Here is a 12,797-nt window from a genome sequence, read left to right as displayed (position 1 = left end):
CGGAAGACCCCGGTTCCGGAACGGGGAATGAGCCGTCATCCCTTGTGGGAATACCCCTGAGGGGTATATTGCTTGTAGTGACACGCCGACGGGGTGGACCTCTGTCCCTTAGATACCCCTGAGGGGTATATTGCGAGAGTGAGGGGGAGAACGACATGACCGCAGGTGAACACGGACCGCACGGCCACGGAGACGCCCCGGGACACGGTGAGCACGCCGGTCACGGGGGGCACGGCGGCCACGGGGACCACGCCGCGATGTTCCGGACCCGCTTCTGGTGGAGCCTGCTACTCAGTGTTCCCGTGGTTCTCACCAGCCACATGATCTCCGGCTGGCTCGGCTACCAGGTTCCCTCCGCGCTGACCTGGGTGCCGCCGGTACTCGGCACCGTCGTCTACCTCTACGGCGGCTGGCCCTTCCTCTCCGGCGTCGTCGGCGAGCTCCGCGAGCGCAGGCCCGGCATGATGACCCTGGTCGCCATGGCGATCACCGTCGCCTTCGGCTCCAGCGTGCTCGCCACGTTCGGCGTGGTGGGCATGGAACTCGACTTCTGGTGGGAGCTGGTCCTGCTGGTCGTGGTCATGCTCCTCGGCCACTGGCTGGAGATGCGCGCCCTCGGCCAGGCGTCCGGCGCCCTGGAGGCCCTGGCCGCGCTCCTGCCCGACCGCGCCGAGAGGGTCGGCGCCGACGGGGGGATCGAGGAGGTGGGCCTCGCCGACCTGCGCACCGGCGACACCGTCCTGGTCCGCTCCGGCGGGCGCGTTCCCGCCGACGGCACCGTGGTCGGGGGCGGCGCCGCCATGGACGAGTCGATGATCACCGGCGAGTCCCGTACGGTCACCCGCTCCGAGGGCGACCGCGTCGTCGCCGGGACCGTCGCCACCGACTCCTCAGTCCGGGTCCGCGTCGACGCCGTCGGCGAGGACACCGCACTGGCCGGTATCCAGCGGCTCGTCAGCGAGGCGCAGGAGTCCCGTTCGCGCTCGCAGGCGCTCGCCGACCGGGCCGCCGCCCTCCTGTTCTGGTTCGCCCTGGTCGCCGCCGTGCTCACGGCCGCCGTGTGGACCCTGCTCGGTGAGGCCACCGAGGCCGTCGAACGCACCGTGACCGTCCTGGTCATCGCCTGCCCGCACGCCCTGGGGCTGGCGATCCCGCTGGTCATCGCGATCTCCACGGCCGTCTCCGCCCGCAACGGCATCCTGGTCAAGGACCGCATGGCCTTGGAGCGGACCCGCCTCGTGGACACCGTGCTCTTCGACAAGACCGGCACCCTGACCAGGGGCGCCCCCGCCGTCACCGGCACCGCCGCCGCCTCCGGGCACACCTCCGAGCGGATGGTGGCCCTGGCCGGTGCGGTCGAGGCCGACTCCGAGCACCCGCTCGCCAGGGCGATCGTCCGGGCGGCGTGGGAGGCGGGTGCGGTACCCGCCGCCACCGGCTTCCGGTCGCTGACCGGACGCGGTGTCCGCGCCTCGGTCGAGGGCTCCGACGTGCACGTGGGCGGCCCGTCCCTGCTGGAGTCGCTCGGTCTCACCGAGCCGGACGACCTGGCCGGACGCACCGGGCCCTGGCGTGAGCGCGGCGCGACGGTGCTGCACGTGCTCGTGGACGGCGAGGTGGCCGGTGCCCTGGCGCTGGCCGACGAGGTCCGCCCCGAGTCGGCCGCGGCCGTCCGGCGGCTCCAGGAGCGGGGTGTGCGCGTCGCGATGGTGACCGGCGACGCCCGCAACGTGGCCGACGCCGTGGCCGAGCGGCTCGGCCTCGACGAGGTCTTCGCCCAGGTCCTGCCCGACCAGAAGGACGCCGTGGTCCGCGACCTCCAGTCGAGGGGGAACCGGGTGGCGATGGTCGGTGACGGTGTGAACGACGCGCCCGCCCTGGCCAGGGCGGACGTCGGCATCGCGATCGGCGCGGGCACCGACGTGGCGATCGGGTCCGCCGGGGTCGTGCTGGCCTCGGACGACCCGCGCGGCGTGGTGGCGGTCCGCGAGCTGTCGGCGGCCGGTTACCGCAAGATGGTGCAGAACCTCGTGTGGGCCGCCGGATACAACGTCGTCGCCGTCCCGCTGGCCGCCGGGGTGCTGGCACCGGTCGGGATCGTGCTCGCCCCGGCCGTGGGAGCGGTGCTGATGAGCCTGTCCACGATCATCGTGGCGCTCAACGCCCAACTCCTGCGCCGGGTGGACCTGAGCGCCTCCTCCTGAGGGGCGAAGGTCCCGTCGACGGCGGGATCGGACCCGGTAATCTCTGGAGATCGCGGCGCCCCTCCGGTAGCGGGAGGGACATCGCGACAGGCCACCGTCCCGATCGGATACGGGACGGTGGCTACCTCGTTCCCGCAGCTCAGCGAGGTTTCACGTGAAACCTTTGAGCTGGTCGCGGGCGTGTCAGCCGAAGATGTCCTCCGCGCGCTCGACCTCGCCGGCGCGACGGATCCACGTCCGCAGGGTCTCCAGGTCGGTGCAGGCTTCGACGCGCTGGCGGACCTCGTCGGAGACGGTCAGACCGCGTGCGTCGAGGAAGAGCAGGACGCTGTTCGCGGCCTCGGCCGCACGGCCCTCTTCGCGGCCCTCTTCGCGGCCCTCTGCGCGGCCTTCTTCCCGGCCCATACCGACGTACTTGCGGGCGAAGTCGCTCTGCCACTTGTAGGTGTCCAAGGCCATCAAGCCCTCCAACTCCTTCCGGGCGGCCTCCTGAAGACCGGCCAGTACGTAGTCATAGTAGAACGTGCGGTTCTTCGGAGCGGTGGAGTCAAGTGCCTCCACCACCGTTTTCAGGGTGCGCGGGTCGGTGTCCCCGTGGGCGTAGGCCGACAGCACCGCGAGTTCGGGCATCGCGCGTGCCTGCTCCACATCGGTGACGACGGGAGTGTTACCCGGACCGATCACCAACGGCCTCAGCACGAAGCCGGGATGGCCGATGCTGATGGGCTTGGCGCACCAGCGCGCCATCGCGTCGTCGGGGCACAGGACCACGAGCACGGCGGGGCACTCCAGGCGGACGTGCAGGTTGACCAGGTAGGCGGGCCAACTCGCCCGCTTCTCCTTGTCCCGGTCGTGCTGGCGTTCCACGACGACCGCCAGCACGTTGCGGGTCCCGTCGCGGAGCAGTGTGGCTCCGTCGCTGTTGAGTTCCTTCGGGTCACAGTTGGTGAGAACCGAAGTGGTGGGCAGCGCCTCGGTGTGGTGGGGGACATCGAATCCAAAGGACTCCTTGAGCAGCACTGAGGCCAGGGCTGGTTGGTTCTGGATGATCCGTAGTGGGATCTCATGGGCTCGGCTGGGCATACGTCTCCTTGTCGGTGCTGTCGGGGTTGAAGTCACGCGGGTGCGGCCTGGCGCTGTCGGTCGAGCCGGGTGTGCGGCAGGCCGGAGAGCACGTACCGCTCCCGGGGTCCGGCGGCCCTGACCACCCCGGAACGGGGCGCGGGCTCACCGAGCAGGTCGCCGCCGGGATCGTCCTTCCACTGCTGGCGCAGGGCGGCGGCGCGTTCCACGGCGAGGGCGAACGCGCGCCGGACCTCCTCCGTCTCGGAGGCGAGTCCGGGGCCCCGGGGCGCGGCGGAGGTTCGGAGTCCGGGAACACGGGGTGCCGGGACGCGGGGCGCGCGGGTGACGGGCACAGCGGCGCGTGAGCGCTCGTGGGCGGCGAAGTAGGGCCTGACCAGGGCGATGCCCTCGGCCGGAAAAGACGTGCTGGGCGGGGCCAGGCGGGGAGGTGGAAGCGGCGCCGGGGGAGGGGCGGGGACGTAGCGTCGCACGCGGGTGGACCGGCGTCGGCGGCGACCGGCCACCGTGGAATGGCGTCCGCAGGGTGCGGAGAGGAAGGCGATCAGCGGGCCGATGGCACGGATGAGAAGGGCAGCGCTAAACTGGCGCATGCTGGCAATCCTTGTGTCTAAAGAGGTGGAAGTTGCTGGCCGCGGCCCCGAACGGCTGTTAACCGTTGCGGGGTCATCGTGTGGGTTCAGTTGTGTGGTCGCAGCCAGATTAGGGCACGCATGTTCGGGCGGATTACTTTTTCCGCGAAACGGCCGGGAAAAGTTCCCTTGTCTCCTGTCATGCCAGTTCAGAGGGCATGAAAAAGGGGCCAGCGTTAACTGCTGGCCCTATCCAAAAAATCCCTCATGCCGGAATTGAAAGTATTCGCGCACGAGGTGTTCGGGCGGCCTCGGCCGAACCGGCCAGGGCCGGGCGCGGTGGGTTCCCGCGCCCGCGGCGGCCGGTCAGCGAACGGGCGCTGCCCCCACCCGCGCCCGCTCCAGGGTGCACGGCGCCGGGTGGTCCAGGCACGCGCCCATCGCCCGGTGCCACCGGTTGCCCCGTAGCCGGGTCTCCAGCGCGGCCACCGTCGCCCCGTACTTGGTGAACCGCGCCTCCCGGACCCCGTGCTCGTGCAGCCTGCGCTCGGTCGCGGTGAGCCCGCCGCGCGTCTTGATCTCCAGCAGCACCGCCTCCGGGCGCATCCGCACCGACCAGCCCGCCCGGTAGCCGACCAGGCCGGTGTCCACCGTCACCCGTTCCTCACCCGAGAAGGCCACCACCGTCGTGCGCCGGTAGTCGGTCACCGCGCTGGCCCTCAGCACGTCCGGCGCCTCGATGCCGTACGAGACCAGGGTGTCGTCCAGGAAGCGCCGGGCCTCGGGGGTCATCCGGTCCGGCGGCCCCGTGTAGGCGATCCGCGTCTTGTCGGTGATCCCGCGCGCGCCCTTGAGCTTGATCTCGAACATGCGCGTTCCCGTGTCCACGTACGTGCGCGTCCGGGCCTTGAAGCGCACCCGCCGCCCCTGCCGGTGGTCGTGGAAGGTCCGCAGGTCGGGGGTGTCGAAGTAGGTGGACGAGTACCGGAAGTCCCGCTGCCCGTCGATGGTCAGCACCCCGAACCGCTCCCCGGCGGACGCGAACAGCGGTTCCAGCAGCTCGACGGGCACCAGGTACTTGCGGCAGGTCCGGGTCACCAGGGCGGCGCGCTCGTTGATCTCGGCGAGCGACATCGGGCGCAGCCCCGCGAGGACCGGGGAGGGAACGTCCGGCGGAGCGGGCGTTTCCACGGGTCTCAGGGCGTCCAGGGTCATGGGTGTCTCCACGGTGACGAGGGCTTGCGCGGGGGCGAGGACGGCTGTGCTCATCGGCGTCCCGTCCGTCCCGCCACGGAGGTGAAGCCCTGTCCGAACCCGCGTCCGGAGCCGGGGGCCGACACGATCCGGGGCGCCCGGAACCGCACGTCCACGATCATCAGGTCGCGCACGTAGTCGACCTCGGTGACCTCGATCTTCGTGACCCGGCCGCGCAGCCGCGCCTCCAGGTCCTGGCGCAGCGCCACGGGGTCCTCGTGCACCACGTCCAGGGTCAGGATGCGGCGCTCGTGCCGCGAGAGCAGGCGCGGGTGGTCGGCCGCGTACATGCCGGTGAGCAGCAGGGCGTTGAGGCCCAGCAGCACCCAGGGCATCGGGGCCGCCACCGCGTTGACCAGCCCCAGGGCGATCGCCGTGAAGTAGTAGCCGATCTCCCCCTGGCTGATGAGGTCCGACCGCAGGCGCAGGATCGACAGCACGCCGAACAGACCGAAGCCGACCGCCAGGCCGACCTCCTGGTTGGTCAGCATGGACACCACGGCGAAGATGCCGGTGTTGAGCGCCACGTAGGCCAGCAGCAGGTCGCGCCGCCCGTGGCGGCGGAAGTAGATGGCGTACGACAGGACGATGATCGCGGTCGTGTTGACCGCCAGTGCGAACCAGAACATGTGTTCATCCTCTGGACGGGCGGTGAGGAACCCATGAGGAGTGGATGAGGGAACCCTCATGTTTGTCATGCGCCGGTCATCCGCGACACAGGCGAGGGGGCGGAGGCGTCACCGACACCTCCGCCCCCTCGTCACCGGGACATCGCCCGCCGCACACCGGGGCCCTGCCTCCCCGGAACACGCCGGTCATCCGGTGTCACACCGGCCATCCGGGGTCACACCGGGCCGCTGCGAGCCACCCGTTTCACCCGGTCAACCGGTAACCCATCCCGCGCACGGTCACGATCCGCTCCGCGCCCACCTTGCGGCGCAGCGCCCGCACGAACACGTCCACCACGTTCGACCCGGGGTCGTAGTCGTAGCCCCACACGTGAGACAGCATCTGCTGCCTGGTGAGCACCTGGCCCGGGTGGCGCATCAGCAGCTCCAGCAGGGAGAACTCGCGCGCGGTCAGGTCCACGGACGTCCCCTCCACCGCCACCCGCCGCGTGCGCAGGTCCAGGGCCAGGCCGCCCGCGCGCAGCACCGTCAGCTCGGTGGGGCGCTCGTTGCGCATCCGCAGCCGCACCCGGGCCAGCAGCTCCTCGAACCGGAACGGTTTGGTGACGTAGTCGTCGGCCCCGATCTCCAGGCCCGTCACCGTGTCCCGCACGCCGTCGCGCGCGGTCAGGATGACCACGGGTATGTCCACGCCCAGCGAGCGCACGCGCCGCAGCACGTCGAACCCGTCGGTGTCCGGCAGGCCCAGGTCCAGCAGCATCAGGTCGAACCCGCCGGTCACCGCGTAGTCCACGGCCTCCGCCCCCGTGCCCACCACGGTGGTGGTGAACCCGCTGGCGTCCAGGCCCTTGCGGACGAACGAGGCGATCCGCTCCTCGTCCTCGACGATGAGGATGCGACTCACACGTACCTCTTTCCGGTGGGGATGACGAGGGTGAACGTCGAACCGGCGCCCGGCGCGGAACGCAGGTCCACCCGCCCGTGATGGGCCTCGGCGATGGCCCGGACGATGGCCAGGCCCAGACCGGCGCCCCGGTCCCCCCTGGCCGCCCCGCTGCCCCGCGAGAAGCGCTCGAAGATCCGGCCGTGCTCCTCGGCCGGGATGCCGGGCCCCTGGTCGGAGACCCAGAACAGCACGTCGTCGCCGCTGAACCCCGAGCCCACGCGCAGCGTCGACCCCGGCTCGGTGTGCCGCACCGCGTTGGCGGCCAACTGCACCACGGCCTGCGTGACGCGCTGCGGGTCGAGGCGGGCGACCCCCTCGGCCAGCGACTCCAGGCGCCAGTCGCGGTCGCCGAGCCTGCGCACCTTGGCGTCGATGTCGCTGGTCAGCTCGGCCAGGGACACCTCCTCCTCGCGCAGGAAGTCGGGCTGCTGGGCCTTGGCGAGCAGCAGCAGGTCCTCCACGATCCGGCTCATCCGGTCCAGCTCGTCGGTGACCAGGCGCACGACCTCGCGCCGCTCCTCGGGGTCGTCGCCCATCAGCTCCAGGTGGCCTCGCACGATGGTGATGGGCGTGCGCAGCTCGTGCCCGGCGTCGTCCACGAACTGCCGCTGGGCGGTGAAGGCGCCCTCCAACCGGTCCAGCATGCTGTTGAACTGTTCGGCGAGCGCGGCGATGTCGTCCCGCCCGGACACGTCGATGCGCCGGGTCAGGTCCTCCTCGGTGATGTGCGCGGCCGTCTGCCGGACCAGGCGCACGGGCGCCAGGAAGCGGCCCGCCACCCACCAGGCCGCGGTGCTCGCCGCGATCAGCCCGGCCAGGCTGACCAGCGCGATCGTCTGCGTGGTGGAGGTGACCGTGTCCTCGTCGGCCTCGGTGAAGTAGCCGATGACGAACCATCCCGCGCCCGCGGCGTCGGTGCCGCCGCCCGGGGGCAGGGCGCGGATCTTCTCCCACCGCATCGGACCGGCGGGGGTGTCCAGGGTTCCGCGTGCGCTGGACGCCTCCAGCACCTCCGTGACCATCGCGGGATCCGCGGACACGTCGAAGGGCGGCTCCTGGCCCTGGCGGATGCGTCCGGGCTGGGCCCCGGCGTCCGGGGCGCCGCCAGCGCCTCCGCCGGAGGCCGACTCCTCCACCCAGCCGAACAGGATCTCGGCCCGGTCGGGGTACTGGCGGGCCAGGTGGAGCCGGATGAGGGTGGAGACGTCGGTGAAGGGCTCACCCGTGTTCGGGTCCACGCCCACGGCGGCGAACTCCTGGAACTCGCCGATCTCCTGGGACAGGGCCCTGTCCACGCGCTCGTCGTTGCGCGCGGTGAGCGCGCTCCAGGTGAGGATGTTGACCAGGACGAGGACGGCGGCCATCAGCAGGACGACCCAGGCCATGATGAGGAGTCTGGCGGGGACGCGCCGCTTCTGCGGCACCTCCGGCTGGGGTCCCCTCAGGACCATGGTGGAGTTCATGTCGGTGTGCGCCGACGCACCCCAGGTGTTCCCGCCGGCCACGCCGCTGAGGTCCTCGGTCGGGGCGTCCCCGTCGTAACGACCCTCAGTCGTCATCGTCGCCGCCCTCGTAGTCGTCGTCATCGTCGCAGTCGTCGTCATCATCATCGCCGCTGCCGTCACCGCAGGTGGGAGCGGGGGCCTGACTCGGGGTCGCGGAGGGGGACGACGAGGGCTCGCCCGACGACCCGGAGTGGTCGGGGTCCTCCGCGTCGGGGGTCCCGTCGCCGTCGTGGTCGGTGATCGGCGGCGGGGGAGGGACGACGTCCTCGTCGGAGGGAGGGGCGGGGCTGGCGCCGGGGGACTCCCCGACCACCACCTCACCCGGGGAGGCGGTGTCCGGGGTGCGCTCGGGCATCGCCCACACCAGGACCGTCCCCGCGACCAGGAAGGCCGCGACGGTGCCCGCTAACAGCAACAACAGTGGTGATCTCATACTCCCCGAGCCTTCCGGGCGCGGGGGAATACGAGATGAAACGAACATGAGGAATTCTTCATCCACGCCCGTCGGCGGTCCGGCGCGGAACGGCGGGCCCGCCGGGGCCGGACGCGGCGGGCGCGTCCGGCCCCGGCGGCGCGGTTACGGCTTGGGTACTGACTCCGGGCGCGTGCGCCGCAGGCCCAGGGCCGCGTCCACCACGAGGAAGGCCAGCAGGGAGACCCCGAACACCGGCAGGAACAGGCCGACGCCCACCGCCGCCGCGGCGACCAGGGCCAGGCACCACCACGGCAGCCCGCGCCAGGTCCCGCGCGGGGCGAGCGGCCGTCCCATGGCGAACGCGGTGTCCCGGGTCGGGCGGCGCAGCCACCACATCCGATAGCCCCAGAACACGAGGAACAGTGCGGAGAGAGCGATCCCCGTCAGCAGGAGCTGGTTCGGCAGGCCGAACAGCAGGCCCATGTGGAAGGCGATCCCCCACGTGGCCAGCTTGGCCACGAAGGGGTGGTCATCGAACCGCAGCTCCTCGACCACCTCGCCGCTCGTCGCGTCCACGGCCGCCGCGTCCTGGTGCACGGGCCAGCTCCGCCCGGTTCCCTGGACGGTGAAGGGAGCGCCCTCCTCCACGGGCACCGAGATCTCCATCGGACCGTCGATCCCCGCGGCGTGCACCGACTCCAGGACCGTGTCCAGGTCCACGTCCTGCCCGGCCGAGCCGTGGTCCGCGTGGTCGCCGTGCCCGCCGTGGTCCCCGTGGCCCGACTGCTCCTCGTGGTCCGCGTGCTCCGACGGGGCGGGCGCCGACAGCGACGGCGTGGTCCAGCCGAGGGCCACCCGCATGTCGGTGACGTTGGCCCCGGCGAACCGGGACCAGGTCAGCCCGGTGGCGGACACCATCAGCAGGCCGACCACGGCCCAGATGCCGAGCGACCCGTGCCAGGACATGGTCCGGTTCCGTCCCTTGGCGGAGGGCTCGGGCAGCAGGGTGCGGCGCAGACGACTGGCCTTGCGCCGGCGCGCGGTCCACAGCACGACCCCGCCCAGCGCGACCACCCACAGCCAGCTCGCGGCGAGTTCGCCGTACAGGCGGCCGAACTCTCCCAGGTGCAGGTGGCGGTGGAGTTCGGACAGCCACGACCGTACGGGCAGCGCGCCGCTGCTGCCGTAGCTGGTCGTCTCTCCGAGGAGTTCACCGCTGTAGGGATCGACGAAGACGGCGAGCCGGTAGCTCTCGGGGAGCCCCTCCACGTCCAGCAGGACGCGGGTGCTCTCGTCGGGGGCCGTGCCCGGGCGCACGGCGCTCAGCGTTCCCTCGGGATGGGCGGCGACCGCGGTGTCCACCTGTTCCTGGAGGGGCAGCGCGCTGTCGCCGGGGGCGACGCGGAGCTGGTCGGCGTAGAGCACCTGTTCCAGCTGCGGCGCGTACGCGTACAGCAGTCCGGTGAGGGCGGCCACGGCGATGAACGGCGCGACGAGGACTCCGGCGTAGAAGTGCAGGCGTAGGAGGAGTTGGCGCAGGGCCGCCCAGACGGAGGAGCGGCTGTTCGGAGGGGGAGGCGGCTCGGGGGAGTCGAGCCGGTCGGGGGCATGGGACGTCATGGGGGCGACCTTCCTGGGTCTGGTTCGGGGGCGGCCCGGGGGTGCGGGCACGCCTGGGGCACCGACGTGTCGGTGGAGGCCGGGCGCTGGCGGCGCCGGCGGGTGGCTCAGAACAGGAAGGCCGCGGGCGGTCCGCGCAGGATCCGGACGTGCCGCAGGAACAGGAGTACGACGCCGTGCCGGAGCGGCGTGCGCCCGCGGAACCGCGCGGGGCCGCGGCGCGCGGGGAGGGCGGGGGCCGAGGCGAGGACCAGCAGGCGGCGGAACAGGGAGCGCACGAGGTCGACGAGGGCGAAGACCGCCCGTTCCCCCTGGCGCAGCCACCACGCGCACACCACCCCGGCGGCGGCGTGGGCGAGGAGCATGTCCGCCCCGACCCCGGCTCCGGCCAGCGCCCCGGAACCGGCCGCGTGGTCGGCGCCGTGCGACGCGGAGCCGCCCGGTGAGGCGACCGCGAACAGCAGGTGCAGGGCGGCCTGTCCCCACAGCGTCGTCGCGACGAGGGGGCCGAGGCGCTGCTCGGAGCGGAAGAGCCCGTGGGCGACGGCGAGGACGAGCACGAACCCCGCCGCGAGGCCGAACGGCGACACCGCGTGTCCGGAGGCCAGGACGTGGCCGGTGGAGGACACGCCCGTGCACACCGCGGCGAACACCGTGGCGCGAGGCAGTCGGAGCGGGACCGTACCGGCCATGGCGGTCAGTATCTCCCAGATTCCCGAGGGTGCCCATCCCCCCTTTTGGGAGCGTTCCCATAACAGCGCGCGCACGCGTGGTCGCGGTCTCCGCCGGGACGCGTCCCGATCGCGCCGTGCGCGTCGGCGCTTTCTGAGGGTGCCGGAGGCTTTGCCGCACGCGCGGTCGCGCGTCTGCGGGCGCCCCGGTCGGTCGCGCCGCGTATGCCGGGCGCGGGGCCGACCTCCGGGCCCGCCCGGCCGTCGTCGGCCAGCGCCCAGCGCCGTTCGGTCCTGGGGCCCACCGGCCTCCGCACGACCACCGCGGCCACCGGGGCGGGGCACCCCGGCGGGCACCGCTCCGGTCGGCCGTTCGGTGCCCCCGGGCAGCTTCCCGACAGGCCACAACCGAACGCGTTTTCGGGTGACGAAACAACGCAACGAAATCGCGAGCGGCGACACAACGGGTTTCGTCACCTTCAGGCCAACGGAACTCGGCCCGTGGACAGCCCCGCACCGCCAACGCAATGGCCGCGCCCGACCGCTGCTTCCGGTCGGGCGCGGCACCACGGCGGCACCACGGGATCAGGCGGAACCGAGCGCCTCGGTCGGTTGCTGGGCCGCCGCGCGCAACGCGGGCACCAGGCCCGCCACCGCGCCGATGACGACCGTCGCCGCCAGGGCCCCCGCCCCCGCCCACCAGGGCACGGCGAACGGCCAGCCCCGCAGGGTCGCGTAGACCAGCGTCGCCAGGACGCCGAGCACGCTCCCGGCCGCGCCGCCCAGGGCCGAGAGCACGACCGCCTCCACCAGGAACTGCGTCCGGATGTCGCGGCGCGTGGCGCCCAGGGCCCGGCGCAGCCCGATCTCCCCGCGGCGTTCCAGGACCGAGATGACCATGGTGTTGGCCACCCCCACCCCGCCCACCAGCAGGGAGATCCCGCCCAGTCCCAGCAGCAGTCCGTTGAGGGTCTGGTCGGCGGCCCGCTGCGCCTCCAGGGCGTCCGAGGGGCGCGACACCTTCACCTCGTTGGGGCTCTCCGGATTGGCGTTGCGCCCGACCAGCGATCGCGCGTCCGCGACCCGCTCGGGGTCCAGGCGCACGTAGATCGTGGAGGCCTCGCCCCGTGCGCCGAGCAGGTCCTCGGCCGCCTCCTGGCCGACCAGCACCGCGTTGTCCAGTTCGGGGGCCAGTTCCACCGCGTCCAGGATGCCGACGACGGCGAAGTACTCGCCCCCGACGAGCACGAGGGTGTCCGGGGTGACCCGGGTGACGCCCAGCCTCGCGGCCGCGTCCCGCCCCAGCACCACCGACGGGTGGTCGGCGGTGGCCGGGTTCAGCCACACGCCCCGGTCCACACGGGCGCGCAGGGTGTCCAGGAGCCCCGGTTCCACGCCGTACACGGCGATCCCCCCGGACTCGCCCTCGGGGATGAGGTCGCTTCGGTAGACGCCCGCACCCTTCACCATCTCCACCTGGGCGGAGCGCTCCACCTCCGGCATGCGGTCGATCCGGCCCTTGGCCTCGGGCGGGAGAGTGGTGGTGCCGCCGAACAGGTCGCTGCCCGGGGCGACGGTCAGCATGTTGGTGCCCAGGCGTCCGATCCGGGCGTCCAACTCGGCCCTGCCCGACTCCGAGACGCCCACCACCGCGACCATGGCCGCGATCCCGATGGCGATGCCCAGGGCGGACAGCACCACCCGGGTCGGACGGGCCCGCAGGCCGCTCGCCCCGGTCCGCAGCCGGTCGGCGACGGACAGCCTGGCCGGTCTGGGGCCTGAGCCGCGCCCGCGCCGCCGCGTCCACGAACCCTTCACCGCGCCGCGTCCGCGCCGCCACGCAGGCGAATCCTTCACCGGGCTCCGCCCGCGCCGCCGCGTCCACGGGCCCCTTTCCG

At 72.7% G+C, this 12,797-nt stretch carries 11 protein-coding genes; 1 reads left to right on the top strand and 10 read right to left on the bottom strand.

All coding sequences use genetic code 11. The annotated features are described in order from the left end of the window. Positions 1–155 precede the first annotated feature (155 nt). Positions 156–2,204, top strand: a complete 2,049-nt coding sequence (locus tag PV789_RS29375; protein WP_274975537.1) for a heavy metal translocating P-type ATPase — start codon at positions 156–158, stop codon at positions 2,202–2,204. A 183-nt stretch (positions 2,205–2,387) separates the two neighbouring features. Here the strand turns inward: PV789_RS29375 and PV789_RS29370 are convergent, their stop codons facing one another. From PV789_RS29370 to PV789_RS29325, 10 genes are all read right to left on the bottom strand, one after another. Then, a complete protein-coding gene (locus PV789_RS29370) occupies positions 2,388–3,287 on the bottom strand; it encodes a hypothetical protein (protein ID WP_274975536.1) in 900 nt (299 codons plus the stop codon). Between the two features lie 32 nt (positions 3,288–3,319). Beyond that, complete coding sequence (locus tag PV789_RS29365) at positions 3,320–3,880, bottom strand: hypothetical protein (protein ID WP_274975535.1); 561 nt, start codon at positions 3,878–3,880, stop codon at positions 3,320–3,322. Positions 3,881–4,225: 345 nt separating this feature from the next. Beyond that, entirely contained in the window at positions 4,226–5,128 is a 903-nt protein-coding gene (locus tag PV789_RS29360; protein ID WP_274975534.1) for a polyphosphate polymerase domain-containing protein, read from the bottom strand. Further along, positions 5,125–5,742, bottom strand: a complete 618-nt coding sequence (locus tag PV789_RS29355; protein WP_274975533.1) for a DUF4956 domain-containing protein — start codon at positions 5,740–5,742, stop codon at positions 5,125–5,127. Before PV789_RS29355 ends, PV789_RS29360 begins: the two co-directional genes overlap by 4 nt. Positions 5,743–5,986: 244 nt before the next feature. Then, on the bottom strand, positions 5,987–6,646 hold the full coding sequence (locus PV789_RS29350; RefSeq protein WP_013155784.1) for a response regulator transcription factor: 660 nt from the start codon (positions 6,644–6,646) through the stop codon (positions 5,987–5,989). Beyond that, a complete protein-coding gene (locus PV789_RS29345) occupies positions 6,643–8,247 on the bottom strand; it encodes a sensor histidine kinase (protein ID WP_274975532.1) in 1,605 nt (534 codons plus the stop codon). Before PV789_RS29345 ends, PV789_RS29350 begins: the two co-directional genes overlap by 4 nt. Further along, positions 8,237–8,626, bottom strand: a complete 390-nt coding sequence (locus tag PV789_RS29340; protein ID WP_274975531.1) for a hypothetical protein — start codon at positions 8,624–8,626, stop codon at positions 8,237–8,239. Before PV789_RS29340 ends, PV789_RS29345 begins: the two co-directional genes overlap by 11 nt. A 144-nt stretch (positions 8,627–8,770) precedes the next feature. Then, positions 8,771–10,228: a PepSY-associated TM helix domain-containing protein gene (locus tag PV789_RS29335; RefSeq protein ID WP_274975530.1), complete on the bottom strand. Its 1,458-nt coding sequence runs from the start codon at positions 10,226–10,228 to the stop codon at positions 8,771–8,773. A gap of 107 nt (positions 10,229–10,335) precedes the next feature. Beyond that, positions 10,336–10,920 (bottom strand): hypothetical protein, encoded by a 585-nt coding sequence (locus PV789_RS29330; protein ID WP_274975529.1) that lies wholly within the window; start codon positions 10,918–10,920, stop codon positions 10,336–10,338. Between the two features lie 564 nt (positions 10,921–11,484). Next, positions 11,485–12,717, bottom strand: coding sequence for an ABC transporter permease (locus PV789_RS29325; RefSeq protein ID WP_274978284.1), 1,233 nt, complete (start codon positions 12,715–12,717; stop codon positions 11,485–11,487). Positions 12,718–12,797 lie beyond the last annotated feature (80 nt).

It is taken from the genome of Nocardiopsis camelliae (genome assembly GCF_028993595.1).
Taxonomy (GTDB): domain Bacteria; phylum Actinomycetota; class Actinomycetes; order Streptosporangiales; family Streptosporangiaceae; genus Nocardiopsis; species Nocardiopsis dassonvillei.
The sequence above is the reverse complement of the archived record's forward strand: the minus strand, read 5'-3'. Positions and strand labels throughout refer to the sequence as shown.

Coding starts and splice junctions, on each gene's coding strand:
- PV789_RS29375 (WP_274975537.1), top strand. CDS start 156: ATGACCGCAGGTGAACACGGACCGCACGGCCACGGAGACGCCCCGGGA.
- PV789_RS29370 (WP_274975536.1), bottom strand. CDS start 3,287: ATGCCCAGCCGAGCCCATGAGATCCCACTACGGATCATCCAGAACCAA.
- PV789_RS29365 (WP_274975535.1), bottom strand. CDS start 3,880: ATGCGCCAGTTTAGCGCTGCCCTTCTCATCCGTGCCATCGGCCCGCTG.
- PV789_RS29360 (WP_274975534.1), bottom strand. CDS start 5,128: ATGAGCACAGCCGTCCTCGCCCCCGCGCAAGCCCTCGTCACCGTGGAG.
- PV789_RS29355 (WP_274975533.1), bottom strand. CDS start 5,742: ATGTTCTGGTTCGCACTGGCGGTCAACACGACCGCGATCATCGTCCTG.
- PV789_RS29345 (WP_274975532.1), bottom strand. CDS start 8,247: ATGACGACTGAGGGTCGTTACGACGGGGACGCCCCGACCGAGGACCTC.
- PV789_RS29340 (WP_274975531.1), bottom strand. CDS start 8,626: ATGAGATCACCACTGTTGTTGCTGTTAGCGGGCACCGTCGCGGCCTTC.
- PV789_RS29335 (WP_274975530.1), bottom strand. CDS start 10,228: ATGACGTCCCATGCCCCCGACCGGCTCGACTCCCCCGAGCCGCCTCCC.
- PV789_RS29330 (WP_274975529.1), bottom strand. CDS start 10,920: ATGGCCGGTACGGTCCCGCTCCGACTGCCTCGCGCCACGGTGTTCGCC.